Annotated in this window: 15 protein-coding genes; 14 read left to right on the top strand and 1 reads right to left on the bottom strand. The window is 43.1% G+C overall.

Annotated elements, in window-relative coordinates; genetic code table 11:
* The first annotated feature begins 938 nt into the window (after positions 1-938).
* Together Xinn_RS09300 and Xinn_RS09295 are read left to right on the top strand one after the other, a co-directional pair.
* Entirely contained in the window at positions 939-2159 is a 1221-nt protein-coding gene (locus tag Xinn_RS09300; protein ID WP_086954541.1) for a tyrosine-type recombinase/integrase, read from the top strand.
* Positions 2160-2286: 127 nt separating this feature from the next.
* Positions 2287-2571 (top strand): helix-turn-helix transcriptional regulator, encoded by a 285-nt coding sequence (locus tag Xinn_RS09295; protein ID WP_086954540.1) that lies wholly within the window; start codon positions 2287-2289, stop codon positions 2569-2571.
* 179 nt (positions 2572-2750) lie between these two features.
* Here the strand turns inward: Xinn_RS09295 and Xinn_RS09290 are convergent, their stop codons facing one another.
* Entirely contained in the window at positions 2751-2930 is a 180-nt protein-coding gene (locus Xinn_RS09290; protein WP_086954539.1) for a YlcI/YnfO family protein, read from the bottom strand.
* Between the two features lie 190 nt (positions 2931-3120).
* On the opposite strand from Xinn_RS09290, the gene Xinn_RS21980 reads away from it, so the two are divergent.
* From Xinn_RS21980 to Xinn_RS09230, 12 genes are all read left to right on the top strand, one after another.
* Positions 3121-3276 carry a hypothetical protein gene (locus tag Xinn_RS21980; protein WP_169923558.1) on the top strand — a complete coding sequence of 52 codons (156 nt, stop codon included), beginning with the start codon at positions 3121-3123 and terminating at the stop codon, positions 3274-3276.
* Complete coding sequence (locus Xinn_RS23265) at positions 3269-3679, top strand: hypothetical protein (RefSeq protein ID WP_086954537.1); 411 nt, start codon at positions 3269-3271, stop codon at positions 3677-3679. Before Xinn_RS21980 ends, Xinn_RS23265 begins: the two co-directional genes overlap by 8 nt.
* 3 nt (positions 3680-3682) lie before the next feature.
* Complete coding sequence (locus Xinn_RS09275) at positions 3683-6112, top strand: primase-like DNA-binding domain-containing protein (protein ID WP_086954536.1); 2430 nt, start codon at positions 3683-3685, stop codon at positions 6110-6112.
* A 481-nt stretch (positions 6113-6593) separates the two neighbouring features.
* Positions 6594-7328: an Hcp family type VI secretion system effector gene (locus Xinn_RS09270; RefSeq protein WP_086954535.1), complete on the top strand. Its 735-nt coding sequence runs from the start codon at positions 6594-6596 to the stop codon at positions 7326-7328.
* A gap of 2 nt (positions 7329-7330) precedes the next feature.
* Positions 7331-8173: a DUF6402 family protein gene (locus Xinn_RS09265; protein WP_086954534.1), complete on the top strand. Its 843-nt coding sequence runs from the start codon at positions 7331-7333 to the stop codon at positions 8171-8173.
* Positions 8170-8562: a DUF6201 family protein gene (locus Xinn_RS22425; RefSeq protein ID WP_244590175.1), complete on the top strand. Its 393-nt coding sequence runs from the start codon at positions 8170-8172 to the stop codon at positions 8560-8562. The genes Xinn_RS09265 and Xinn_RS22425 overlap by 4 nt, the downstream gene beginning before the upstream one ends.
* A 162-nt stretch (positions 8563-8724) precedes the next feature.
* The gene (locus tag Xinn_RS09255; RefSeq protein ID WP_086954533.1) at positions 8725-9876 is read left to right on the top strand and encodes a phage major capsid protein; all 1152 of its coding nucleotides are present in this window, start codon (positions 8725-8727) and stop codon (positions 9874-9876) included.
* A gap of 44 nt (positions 9877-9920) precedes the next feature.
* Positions 9921-10469, top strand: coding sequence for an HK97 family phage prohead protease (locus Xinn_RS09250; protein ID WP_086954532.1), 549 nt, complete (start codon positions 9921-9923; stop codon positions 10467-10469).
* A 2-nt stretch (positions 10470-10471) separates the two neighbouring features.
* Positions 10472-11689 carry a phage portal protein gene (locus tag Xinn_RS09245; protein WP_086954531.1) on the top strand — a complete coding sequence of 406 codons (1218 nt, stop codon included), beginning with the start codon at positions 10472-10474 and terminating at the stop codon, positions 11687-11689.
* On the top strand, positions 11686-12021 hold the full coding sequence (locus Xinn_RS09240) for a phage head closure protein (RefSeq protein WP_086954530.1): 336 nt from the start codon (positions 11686-11688) through the stop codon (positions 12019-12021). The genes Xinn_RS09245 and Xinn_RS09240 overlap by 4 nt, the downstream gene beginning before the upstream one ends.
* Complete coding sequence (locus Xinn_RS09235; RefSeq protein WP_086954529.1) at positions 12018-12320, top strand: head-tail connector protein; 303 nt, start codon at positions 12018-12020, stop codon at positions 12318-12320. The genes Xinn_RS09240 and Xinn_RS09235 overlap by 4 nt, the downstream gene beginning before the upstream one ends.
* The gene (locus tag Xinn_RS09230) at positions 12321-12755 is read left to right on the top strand and encodes an HNH endonuclease signature motif containing protein (protein WP_086954528.1); all 435 of its coding nucleotides are present in this window, start codon (positions 12321-12323) and stop codon (positions 12753-12755) included.
* The last annotated feature ends 125 nt before the right edge of the window (positions 12756-12880 follow it).

Below are 12880 nucleotides of genomic sequence, written 5' to 3'. Positions count from 1 at the left end.
ATTGACTGCTGGCGCTTTCCACATAAAAAATTAGGGGTATCTGATGGTCATTGAAACGGTGTGCTAATTAACCATAAAACTTAATGGTTTTCAAGCTCGTTTGATGAGGTTATCAAATGCAGAATGTACCACTAGAGCCTTTGCATAACGATATGATAAAAATTATCCAATTTGTCTATTATGCTGGCTGAAATATAAACCTTATTCAATAGTCGATAACTTTTCTCATTGATTACACATATTCGATGGTTTTTTCGCACTACTTGTTTTGATCACATTTAATTCAGAATAAAAGAAGGTCTTTTTTATCAGTTCCTGACAAACTTCTATGAATTCTTTGGCTATCATTTTATGTCATCCTGCCGACAAAATATGCTTAAAGCCGAAACCACCGGATGCGACATTACAAGATAAGGGATTTGTTGTTCTGTCAATGACATGGGGAATAATAATGAGATTGCGGCTGCAACACCAAAAGCAGTTTATGGAAAGAATGGTCAAAAAACCGTTAGCATCGGGATCAGCATCTTAATCAAACAAAAATCACAACCTGAGATCGCAAAAAAGGTTTTTTTGTTCTCATCGCTTTTTCTTTGTTTTCAAGTTTTCTGACTGCCTGCTTACCCAGCGGGTATAAACATTTTTCCGTGTATAAACATTTGTATAAATATAAACAAAAAAAGCACTTTCCCAAACGAGAAAGTGCTTCTTCAACAACATGTTACTGGACTAGGATCAGTTCATGCCGTACTAGAAAAATTTATGTTTCTATGTTTTCTTGTGGATTTTTAAAATACATATTAATCAATGACATAACATAATTTTTAACTGTATATTGTTCCAGTGCTTATTGACGCTTTGTCACTCTTACATCAAAATGTGGGGTAATCGGTGGGGGAATCCGAGATGATATGAACTGATTCTTTTGGGATATAGACATGGCTATGTTAAACAAGCTGACTGATAGAAAACTCAGAACGTTACACGGAACGGAAAGAGATAAGTTAATAAAACTTGCCGATGGTGCAGGGTTGATGATCCGTGTTACTAAAAAAGGTTCTATCAGTTGGTTTTTTAAGTACAGGATTGGAGGGCGAGAGACCGAGGCTGATATCATAACTCTGGGGCGTTACCCTGACATGAGCCTTAAAGAAGCCCGTGAGATTCGAGATAAATGTCGGAACTGGCTTTCGCTAGGCAAAGATCCAAAATTTCAGCTTAAACTAACAACACAAGAATCATTAAAACCAGTCACCGTAAAAGAAGCTATAGAATATTGGATAGAAAACTACGCGAAAAATAACAGAGAAAATATTGATAAACACATTTCTCAGTTACAGAAGCACATATACCCTTACATCGGAAACATGGCATTAGCCGATTGTGAAACTCGTTATTGGCTTCAATGTTTTGATAGGACTAAAAAAACAGCCCCTGTTGCTGCTGGCTACATATTCCAGATGTGCAAGCAAGCTCTCAAGTTTTGTCGAGTAAGAAGGTACGCTATCAGCAATGCGCTGGATGATTTGACTATTCCTGATGTTGGTCAAAAACAAAATAAAGGTGAAAGATATTTAGAAGATAATGAGATAGGCCAATTGTGGAACTCTCTAAATACAAATATGTATTTACCTTACTACAGTAATTTATTGCGAATTTTAATCATATTTGGTTGCCGTTCACAAGAAGCTAGGCTATCGAAATGGTCAGAGTGGAATTTTGATTCTATGTTATGGACTGTACCAAAAGAAAACAGTAAATCAGGTGATAAAATTATTCGCCCAATACCTGAATCCCTGAAACCATTTCTAGAAAAACTCAATTATCAACATCATAAAAGCGGTTATCTATTAGGGGAACTGAAAAGCCCTGAAACAGTATCACAATGCGGCAGAAATATATGGAAAAGATTAGAACATAATGAGGAATGGTCTTTGCATGATTTAAGAAGAACTTTTGCAACCAAACTAAATGACTTAGGTATAGCACCACATATTGTTGAGCAACTTCTAGGCCACGCTTTGCCGGGTATTATGGCGATATACAATAAGAGCCAATACCTACCAGAGAAACTGGATGCTTTAAACAAATGGTGTGAGCGGCTGGATGTTTTGGCGGGCACTTATGAAAATGTGGTTATATTAAAAGCAGCTCAATAATGAGAGTGAATGCGTTTGATGGTGAGCATGGGCATTGTGATATCTGCGTAACAAATGTGGATTACTTTCGTAATAATTTCCATTAAGTAAAATACCCTCACAAAAACAATTAAACAGTGAGGGTAACATGATTATTCAATACAACACTCCGACACCTGAAGAACGCCGCTCTATTCTTTCCGAATATGGCGAACGTTATGATCGTCTGATCCGTGAAAAGGAGCGCCAGCACATTACCTCTATTTCCAGAACATCAGCATGGAAACTGGAAAATGAAGGTCGTTTCCCTGCCCGTAAACCATTAGGCCGTAATTCCTGTGCTTGGTTGCTCAGTGATCTGCTGCACTGGGTACGTAACCCGCCAACCGTAGACAATATAAATAACCCATATCGCCGTAAACCTGCCAATTAAAAAATAACATCATGCAAAAATTAACTGCCTTAATTGGCAGTGGTCAAACTCACTCTAAAAATAGCTCGATTTTTGGCATAAAGGGATGTGATGGTAGATATTAGCTATAGAAATTATTTGAAATTAAATAACCATCAATTTGAGAAACAACCCTCTTTAAGAGGGTTAGTTGATTGTTCTTACTCAGATGATGCTTTGGCTTTACGCTGGCGGCGTTTGGCTTCTGTTCTGATGGCTTCAACAATGTATTTACCTGTGCTTTCGCCAGATTCTTTTGTCAGCTCCATCAATTCCACAACTTCGTGTGGAACACGTGCTACTAATTTTTGTGATTTATTATTTATGTCTGCCGTTGGCATGTGTGACTCCGTGCTTGAATGGTGGTACACAGTATACGGCAAGAAAAACAAAATAATAGTGTTGACTCATACCACATCTTGTAACTATAGTGGTGCACACCTTGAGTTAATTCAGGCTGAAAAAAACAACGCCCCGAAGTGCTGTAACACTATCGAGGCGTCTGACCACAACGTAAAGGAGACTTACGCGATGGCTGGCATACAGCATACCCAAACTCGCCCTAAATTTACATGCCTAATTGCGTTAAGCAATCAACGACTAATGCACCTACAGCGCCTTATCATCATTCTGGCGGGCATTTCCTCCCTGAGATCCGTTTCCCGTCAGGAGGTGAGTCGTGGGTAAAAAAACACTTTCATTAAAACAGGCAGAATATCGCACTCAGCTAGCAGCTTCTGTTTTCACGTTCATTCTCGAAAAATCACCGGAAGAATGCAGTATTGAACTCAATAATCTGATCTTGCTGGCGCGTGATATCAATCAGGAAATACAACAAGCATTGTTGAAACATACGCCACAGCCCTTGTTAATGACATTATTGGGTTACGTGGTGAACAGACCTCAGAAAGCAATACCGTTAGATCAAGCTATGTATCGGGCAGGGTTAGCCATATCACTATTTGAGGTGATTCTTGACAAAATTGGCAGGGATTGTTCAGAAGAACTGCGCGATCTGTTGTCGCTGGCCTGTGATTTCAACCAAGACATCTATCATGCACTGTGTACGGCTGTTTATGGGGAGGAATAAATAATGAGTCAACGCTCCTCACAGCCTAAAAGCCCTATGGGAAACCGCCCGATAGACGTTATCCGAAGCGTGAAACAATCCGCCATGAATCACTGGCAAAGCCTATTGCCAGCCTGTGGCGTGGATGTTCCGACAAAGGGAAAGCATGGCGCTTGCCCGATATGCGGCGGCACTGACCGTTTTCACTTTATAGATGATAACCATCATGGCGATTGGCATTGTCGCCAGTGTGATCAGCCCAATTACGGTGATGGTTTGGATTTAGTGGCAAGAGCCAAAGGTATCACTATTCTGACCGCCGCTAAGCAGGTTGCTGATGTGTTGGCAATGCCGTTATCTGAACCTATATTCAAACCAGTTAAAGAGAAGCCTCTAATGGTAAAACCCATTGCAGAACGGATCGCGGTGCTGGTGGAAAAATCGATAAGGGGAGAATCTCAGTATTTGGTGAAAAAGGGGCTGCAATACCCCAATCAGCGGTTATTGCAGGATTCTCTATTGCTGATAACTCAGACACTGAACGGTACTATCACCGGCGCTCAGACCATCAAACCAAACGGCGAAAAACGCCTTGTTTCCGGCACGCAGAAGAAAGGAAGTTTTATTCCGGTATATGAAATTACTGGAACGCCGGACACCATTATCATTACCGAAGGTTACGCGACAGCGCTGACTGTCAGCCAGTTACATAATGGCGTGGTACTGTCTGCCATTGATGAAAGCAATTTACTGAATGTTGCCGAATTGGTCAGAACGCAGTGGCCTGAATCGAATATCATTCTTGCTGCCGACAATGACTGGCACGCACAAGGCGAACGGGATAAAAACGGCAAACTTAAAAAGAACGTGGGGAAAATTGCCGCTGAGAAGGCGGCTAATGCTATCAATGGCTGGGTAACGTTACCGCCAACGGAATATAAAGCCGACTGGGACGATTATCGTCAGCATCATGGCATAGAGGCAGCAAAGCAGGCATTCGGCAACGGATTATATCAGGTTGGGGAGAAAAAACTCATGGAAGCAGAAGCGGTCGTGAACCACGAAACGAAGCCCAAAAAGGCCACTAACAATCTGGCACAAATGGCAGCCAGTCAACGCGGGGCATTGCTGGTTGAACATTATAGAAAAGTCGCGGTACATGCTGAAAGCGAAACGGTCTATTACTATAACGGCACAACATGGGCAACCGTATCGGATAATGATCTACGTCGCGCAATGGTGGCAATTTTTGACCAGCACGATACCCCGTACAGCCCAAACGGGATCAATAACGCTATCTGTGCCATGAAATTGCAAATTCCGGTTATTGGCGAACAGCGGTCGGATTTAATCGGGTTTCGTAATGGTGTGTATGCGTTATCGACACAACAATTTACCCCACACCAGCCGGAACACTGGCTCATGAATCATAATGGCATTGAGTTTACCCAGCCCGCTATTGGTGAAAACTTGTCGGATCATGCTCCTGATTTTTATCGCTGGCTATCCCATGCCGCGGGGCAGAATGAAAACAAGATGAATCGTATCAAAGCTGCCTTGTTTATGATTCTGGCAAACCGTTATGACTGGCAGCTATTTATTGAGGTAACAGGCGAAGGTGGCAGCGGTAAAAGTGTGTTTACGTATATCGCTACCTTACTGGCAGGCGAACACAATACTGCCAGTGGCAATATGAGAGCGCTGGATGAGGCCAGAGGCCGATATCAGTTTGTCGGCAAGAGCTTAATTACGCTGCCCGATCAGGTTAAATATGTGGGAGAAGGCGCAGGCATTAAGGCCATTACCGGCGGCGACCTGATTGAAGTTGACGGAAAATACGAAAAGCAATTTTCTACCATCATCAAAGCCGTGGTGTTAGCCACCAATAACGAGCCTATGAGCTTTACAGAACGTAATGGCGGTATTGCACGGCGGCGGGTGATATTTCCGTTTAATATTCCGGTCAAGGAATCCGAGAAAGACCCACAATTGCCGGAGAAAATCAGTCGGGAACTGCCGGTGATTATTCGTCACTTATTAAACGAATTTGCCGACCAGAATAAGGCTAAGAAACTGCTACAGGCGCAACGCGACTCGAACGAAGCATTAACGGTAAAGAGTCATTCCGATCCGCTGTATCATTTTTGCGGTTATCTGGTGTCTGTCAATGATGTTACCGGCATGAAGATGGGCAATAAGAATATCAGCCCGCGCGCACCGAGAATGTATTTATATCATGCTTATCTTTCTTTTATGGAAGCGCACGGCTTTGAACGTCCGCTGACACTGACTAAATTTGGTGAATCTATCCCCAAGATTATGCTGGAATACCGGAAGGAATACCGGAAAGTACGAACCAAGAAAGGCTATTCTTATAACGTCGAATTATCGGAAGAGGCCGAAGAATGGCTACCGTCAGTGCCTGAATGTCGAGGCTTTGAATCACCTATATAAAACTTTTGGCTTTAGGTCTGCATTCCATACACCATTTCAAATATCTAACTGTATTTAAAAGAAAATAATAGATGTATAGTTATTTTTTAACTATACATCAACTCTACATTCTCTTCATTAATCTAAAAAGTGGGTGAACAGGTGATACAGTCAGTGAATATCATGTTAATTGCATCAAACCCAGATGTAGCAAGGCTTTCAGGGTATTGTGCAGAGGGTGCATAACTGAGGGGGTGAAAAAGATTTTCAGGGGGTCTTCTGGCAGGTAAATAAAATCAGAAGTCAGTACCGTGCGCAATCGGGTTTTTTATTTTTTGGTACTACCTCAAATTAAAATGATGTAATCATCTGATTTTATTTAAGAATAGAAGTTAATCACAATTTCATTGATGCACTTTTATTCACACTGGTATAGATAAATAATTCTGTTATATCCTGTTTCATTACGCATTTATCAGAAGTGCTGTTACAGGAGACAAGAATGTCACACATCATTTACTTGTCGTTAAAGGGCAAGAAGCAGGGTTTAATTTCAGCGGGTTGTTCAACGCCTGAATCAATTGGGAATCGGTATCAGAAAGGACGTGAAGATCAAATACAGGTATTGAGCCTGAATCATTCGATGAGCCGTGACCAGAACGTCAATCATCAACCCGTCAGTTTTGTGAAACCCATTGATAAATCCTCTCCCCTGTTAGCGATGGCAATCGACGGAAACGAATTGCTGGATGCCAGTTTTGTGCATTACAGGACAAGCCAGATGGGGCAACTGGAGTTCTTTTATGAGATCAAGCTGACCAGTGCCACTATTGTAGATATTTCCTATAATTATCCGCATTCCATCAATGACAACGGAGCGATACCACATGAAGTTGTAATGCTCGATTACAAATCCATTTCGTGTAATCACATCGCCGCAGGAACTTCGGGTTATAGCATTTCACAATTAGCGGGGCGTGAAGAGGCAAAACCACTTTTATCCGGTTTTTCATCCATTAAGCCGCTGATTGAAGAGGCTGTTGCGTCTCTATTTAGCCACAAGTTTACGCTTAAGCATCAAGGGAATACTTGCCAGGATATTGCGTATGGCGTGGAAACGGACAAGGGGTTGATTGAGGGAATATGTCAAACGTCTGGGATAACAAAACAATTTGATGCCCAAAAAGAAGAAAACCTTGAGGTTAAATATTTATTTCAGACAAAAATAGGGATTTGATAATGTCGATTTTTAAAACGAAAACTGTTAAAGGCGGCAAAAATACAGAACTTGAAATGGATGTTTTTTACTTAAACCAAATCCCAGATGCAATGGAAAAAATGGGATGGGAAATGGCACCCAAATTAATGCGCCATTGGTTTAATACAAAACCTGCTTATATATTTACGGAAGAAGAAAAAGATAAGTATGTTACAGGTAAAGCGATAGATATACCGGATGGAAGAGTTAATGACTCCATTATAAAAATGGAGTGGGCATTGAGATATAAACAACCTAAAGAAATTATGTCTGTCCTCATTAATGGTTGGGCTAGTAGTGCGGGTATAGGACAATTAAAAAAGCAATTAGAAAAAGAGGGTGGGAAGAAAGCATTAGGATATGAAACGGATATACGAGAAATAGACACATTTTCAGTAGTTAACTCTAGAAGATTTGGTTCTAAGTTTGATACGGTTGACGATTGGTATGGTGCCATGGGTAATTCTAATATGAAGGTAGCAGTTAAAGGTCACGTAGATAAATTAGACGGTAAAGATGTCTTTGTTACCGAGCAGATTGGAATGTATTTAAAAGATACCTATGATTTTGTTGGCGCTAACGAACCTTTAGGAATTTGGAGTAAAAACGGTATATTAGATAAAGTGAGTTCTGTCGATTATGCCGCTCTTTATGCTACCGGAAGCTGGATGGCCTTATGGATTAAATATAATGGATATGTTCCTGTAATTAATGATAGCTTTAGAAAATGGCAGAAAAAACACAATGAAGGTGGTGATTTCATTGTCTTTTCTGATATTTTATGGATGGATTCGTTACCACAACATAGAATTATTCAATTATGAAAAATAAATTTTTTTTTAAAAAACCATTATTGGTTTTAGTGATCTCTGCTGTTTTTATAGCGTGGATGTTATTTCCATCAACTTTATTCTTTGGTGATTGGAATAAGAAGTTTGAAGTAAAGGATGAAAATGGTCAATATACCGCAGTCGTATATAAAAAATTACCCATATCGCCATACGCGATGTTTAAATACTTTATTATGGATGATGACTATTTCATTGTTTTATATGATAATAAAAACAGATGCATCTGGAAAAGCTCTCAGTTAACAACAATATCATATGAGGCATTTTTTGCTTCATTTAGTTTTCCAACCGCTAAGAACAATGCTTTTATATACCCAACAAATGATGGATATGAAGTCATTTATATGGATAAATTAAAATGATTTTTTTTGTAAAAATTCTGTTTTTATATTTATCTTTTTTTAGCCTCTAACTGTCAGAGGCTTTTATTATTGTGTGATTGAACACCATGGAAAAAATAATTTATTATTATTCCTCATGCTGTTAAATATATTTCTTTGAAAACAAATAGAAATAAAAACACCATGAAAAAACTTCTCGAATTACGCCAACAAAAATCCGATTTAACCCAGCAAATGCGCTCACTGCTCACTCAAGCTGAAAACGAAAAGCGTTCACTCAATACCGATGAAGCCAAACAGTTCGACGAATTGCGCAGCCAGTCCGACACGTTGAATACTGAAATTGCCCGTTATGAGTCATTAGCTGATGAAGAACGCAGTCAGGTAAAAACCCAGCCGACCAGCAAAAAACTGAGCAATGATGAACTGCGCCACTATGTTCTGACTGGTGAAACGCGCACCTTGTCTACGGGCGTTCTGTCTGAGGGTGGCTATACCGTTATTCCCGAACTGAACAAACAAATCATGCAACAACTAACAGATGAGTCAGTCATGCGCCGGATTTGTACAGTGAAAACCACACGCAGCAATGAGTATAAGCAGTTGGTTTCGGTCGGTGGCGCAGCTGTGGCACATGGAGAAGAAGGCAAGGCGCGCACTGAAACAACAACACCGAAAATGGAAGAAGTCAGCATTAAGCTGTTTCCTATTTATGCCTATCCCAAAACAACCCAAGAGATTATCGATTTTAGCGATGTGGATATCTTAGGCTGGCTGACCGCTGAAATTGCAGACACTTTCGTTGATACCGAAGAAACGGATCTCGTGAGCGGTGACGGTAGCAAAAAAGCGAAAGGCTTCCTGTCTTATCCCCGTGATACCCAAGCTGACAAAATTCGCGCATTTGGCTCGTTACAAAAGCTGGAAGTTACCGCGCTTTCAGCGGATAGCCTGATTGACCTGAAATTCTTACTCAAGAACAAATACCGTAAAAATGCCGTCTGGGTGATGAACTCCGGTACAGCCGCTCAGGTACAAAAGCTGAAAAACGGCAATGGCGATTATATCTGGCGTGAACGTTTACAGGCGGGTGATCCCGATATGTTATTGGGCTTGCCTGTCCACTATCTCGAATTTATGCCGGACGGTGTGATCGGTCTGGGTGACTTCAAGCGGGGTTATTTTATCGTTGATCATGAAACGGGCATTCGTACCCGCCCTGACAATATCACCGAGCCGGGATTTTATAAGGTACATACCGATAAATATCTGGGTGGCGGGCTGGTGGATTCCAACGCGATTAAGGTACTGGAAGTGAAAGCATCCAGCAACTAAGCAGAAGGGGTATTGCGCCCCTTTCCAAGCCTTGGAGTCCATCAATGAAGAATGATTTTGAAATCCGCACAACGTCACTCTCAGCCAGCAATAAGACGCTGACAGGCTATGTGATTAAGTGGAACAGCAGATCACACGTACTGTGGGATGAATTTGTCGAACAGTTCGCACCGAATGCGTTTAATACCAGTTTAGCGGCGAGAGCTGATATCAGGGCATTGTATGAGCATGACCCGATAAACCTATTAGGCCGCACCACATCCGGCACGTTGCAGCTTCTCGAAGATGCCACCGGATTGCGCTTTGAACTAACCCCGCCAGATACGCAATTGGGGCACGATGTATTAACACTGGTTGAACGCGGGGATATACAAGGCATGTCCTTTGGTTTTCGTGCCATTAAGGATCAGTGGGATACCAGTCAGACGCCTTATATCAGAACCGTGTTAGAAGCCGAATTACGGGAGATTACGATCACCAGCCTACCCGCTTATCCTGAAAGTGGGGTAGAGATTGCCAAGCGTTCACTGAATGCCGCTAAACTCTGCCCTGTGGACTTGCGTCATTACTGGCTGCAACTGTCTGAGGTGTAATCATGTGGCCTTTTACGCGAAAAACGCCTGAAACTCGCAGCATGACGATGGATGAATTTCTTTCTCTGGCAGGCATGGCTAATACCAAATCGGGCGAGCATGTTTCCCCCTCCACGGCAGAAGGCTTACCCGCTGTGATGAACGCCGTTACCGTCATTAGTGAAGCGGTGGCCTCGATGCCTTGCTATCTCTATCGGGTGCAGCACCAGAACGGCAAAGAATCCCGTGAATGGTTGAGTGATCATCCGGTCGATTATTTGCTGAATGAATGCCCGAATGACTGCCAGACGCCGTACCAGTTCAAAAGAACCCTGATGCGTCATTGCCTGCTGAATGGCAATGCGTATGCGGTGATTGTCTGGGGGCGGGATGGTCAGCCACAGTCATTACACCCTTACCCGCCGTCAGCGGTTGTACCCCAACGATTAACCGATCATCGGTTCGCGTATACCATCACCGAACCTTATAGCGGCAAGGTCGAAACCTATCTACAGGAAGAAATCCTGCATTTGCGTTATGCCACCGAAGACGGTTTTCTTGGGCGATCGCCTGTTACCGTTTGCCGTGAAACTCTGGGCTTGGGGCTGGCACAACAACGCCACGGCGCAAGCATTATGAAAGATGGCATGATGGCGGCAGGGGTGATTAAAGCTGCTGACTGGCTGGACGGAATCAAGGGAAGTAAGGCACTGGAAGCCCTCGAACGTTATAAGGGTGCGCGCAATGCAGGGAAAACGCCTATTCTTGAAGGCGGGATGGAATACCAGCAATTGGGGATGAGTAACCAAGATGCCGAATGGTTGGCCTCCCGTCGCTTCACCATTGACGATATCGCCCGTATGTTCAATGTCAGCCCGATCTTTCTGCAAGAGTATTCGAACAGTACCTACAGCAATTTTAGTGAAGCCTCACGCGCTTTTCTGACGATTACCATGCGCCCGTGGCTTGCTAATTTTGAACAACAAATCAAAGCGGCCTTGCTGATGAGTTCTCCAAAGCGGGGTATGCGTTATCAAGTCGAATTTGATACTGCCGATTTGCTGCGTGCCAATCCGAAAGAACGTTTTCAAAGTTATGAGACGGCGATTAAATCCGGCGTCATGTCACCGAATGAAGCCCGCGAACGCGAGGGATTATCGCCCCGTGACGGTGGTGATGAATTCAGTCAGGCATGGAAGCAAACCGTCGAAGTGAAAGAACAAACGGAGAACAAGGCATGAGAGCAGGCAGATTGAGACACCGGATCACTATCCAAAAGAATGAAATCATCCGTGATGAACTGGGTTCTGAGTTCTACAAGCGGATTGATGTTGCTACCGTCTGGGCAGAGGTGAAAGCCATTAGCGGACGCGAGAAACTGGCCTCCGGTGCTATTTTCTCCGAAGCCACGATGCGTATTTGGCTGCGTTACCGTGATGACATCACGACAGCGAACAGCATTACCTATCATGGCGGGAACACCAGAGGAACGACATTCGGCATTGTGGCGGTTATCCCCGATCCCAAACACACCCGTCTGGAATTGCTTTGTAAGGGAGGCGTTTTCCGATGAGCCAGATTGAAATTCCCCTGAGTGAAATCAGGCAACATTGCCGGTTGGATGAAAGCGATACCCTTGATGATGCGTTGCTTACTGCGTATGCCGAAGCCGCACTTGAAGTCTGCCAGCAACATATCGGCAAGCGGTTTGATAATGGCTTAGTTTTCACGCCAGCAATCAAGGTCGGCTGTCTGCTTTATATCGGGTTGCTGTATGAAAATCGGGAAATGGCAACGGACATTGCCCTTAAAGAAGTGCCTTTTACCATCAAATCCCTGTGGTCTGTTTATCGTGATGTGGGAGTTTACTAAATGCCGTGGCAACCCTTAAAACGCTGTAGTTACCCGAACTGCCGCGAACGAGTGAAATCAGGCCGATGCGAGCAACACCGACAGGAAGCCAGACGCCAGCAGGATAGACAACGAGGCACCCGCACCCAGCGAGGCTATAGTAATCGATGGGGACGCTATCGGCTGCATTATCTGAAAGCTCACCCGTTATGCGTTCATTGCTTACCGCAGGGCATTTACATGCCTGCCATCATTGTAGATCACATTATCCCGATACAGGGTGACGCTGATGTGCTGTTCTGGCCTGCATCGAACCATCAAGCATTATGTCAGACCTGCCATAACCGGAAAACCGTACAGACCGACCCCATCACCAAAGCAAAACGTAAACAAGGGAGCTATCGGCAACAGGAAACCGAAGCGGCAAGGTATCGAGACTGGTTATCAAAAGAATAATAACGAAACGAAATAACGGGGTGGGGGTATCAAAAATGACAAATACGCGTCTCAGCGGAACCGCCCCCTCCTTCAATTTTTACGCACGGCAATTTTTTTGAAAATAAAACGACAAGGAAAAAATC

Source organism: Xenorhabdus innexi, assembly GCF_002632485.1.
GTDB classification, from domain to species: Bacteria; Pseudomonadota; Gammaproteobacteria; order Enterobacterales; family Enterobacteriaceae; genus Xenorhabdus; species Xenorhabdus innexi.
The sequence above is the reverse complement of the archived record's forward strand: the minus strand, read 5'-3'. Positions and strand labels throughout refer to the sequence as shown.

Coding starts and splice junctions, on each gene's coding strand:
- Xinn_RS09300 (WP_086954541.1), top strand. CDS start 939: ATGGCTATGTTAAACAAGCTGACTGATAGAAAACTCAGAACGTTACAC.
- Xinn_RS09295 (WP_086954540.1), top strand. CDS start 2,287: ATGATTATTCAATACAACACTCCGACACCTGAAGAACGCCGCTCTATT.
- Xinn_RS09290 (WP_086954539.1), bottom strand. CDS start 2,930: ATGCCAACGGCAGACATAAATAATAAATCACAAAAATTAGTAGCACGT.
- Xinn_RS21980 (WP_169923558.1), top strand. CDS start 3,121: ATGGCTGGCATACAGCATACCCAAACTCGCCCTAAATTTACATGCCTA.
- Xinn_RS09275 (WP_086954536.1), top strand. CDS start 3,683: ATGAGTCAACGCTCCTCACAGCCTAAAAGCCCTATGGGAAACCGCCCG.
- Xinn_RS09270 (WP_086954535.1), top strand. CDS start 6,594: ATGTCACACATCATTTACTTGTCGTTAAAGGGCAAGAAGCAGGGTTTA.
- Xinn_RS09265 (WP_086954534.1), top strand. CDS start 7,331: ATGTCGATTTTTAAAACGAAAACTGTTAAAGGCGGCAAAAATACAGAA.
- Xinn_RS22425 (WP_244590175.1), top strand. CDS start 8,170: ATGAAAAATAAATTTTTTTTTAAAAAACCATTATTGGTTTTAGTGATC.
- Xinn_RS09255 (WP_086954533.1), top strand. CDS start 8,725: ATGAAAAAACTTCTCGAATTACGCCAACAAAAATCCGATTTAACCCAG.
- Xinn_RS09250 (WP_086954532.1), top strand. CDS start 9,921: ATGAAGAATGATTTTGAAATCCGCACAACGTCACTCTCAGCCAGCAAT.
- Xinn_RS09245 (WP_086954531.1), top strand. CDS start 10,472: ATGTGGCCTTTTACGCGAAAAACGCCTGAAACTCGCAGCATGACGATG.
- Xinn_RS09240 (WP_086954530.1), top strand. CDS start 11,686: ATGAGAGCAGGCAGATTGAGACACCGGATCACTATCCAAAAGAATGAA.
- Xinn_RS09235 (WP_086954529.1), top strand. CDS start 12,018: ATGAGCCAGATTGAAATTCCCCTGAGTGAAATCAGGCAACATTGCCGG.
- Xinn_RS09230 (WP_086954528.1), top strand. CDS start 12,321: ATGCCGTGGCAACCCTTAAAACGCTGTAGTTACCCGAACTGCCGCGAA.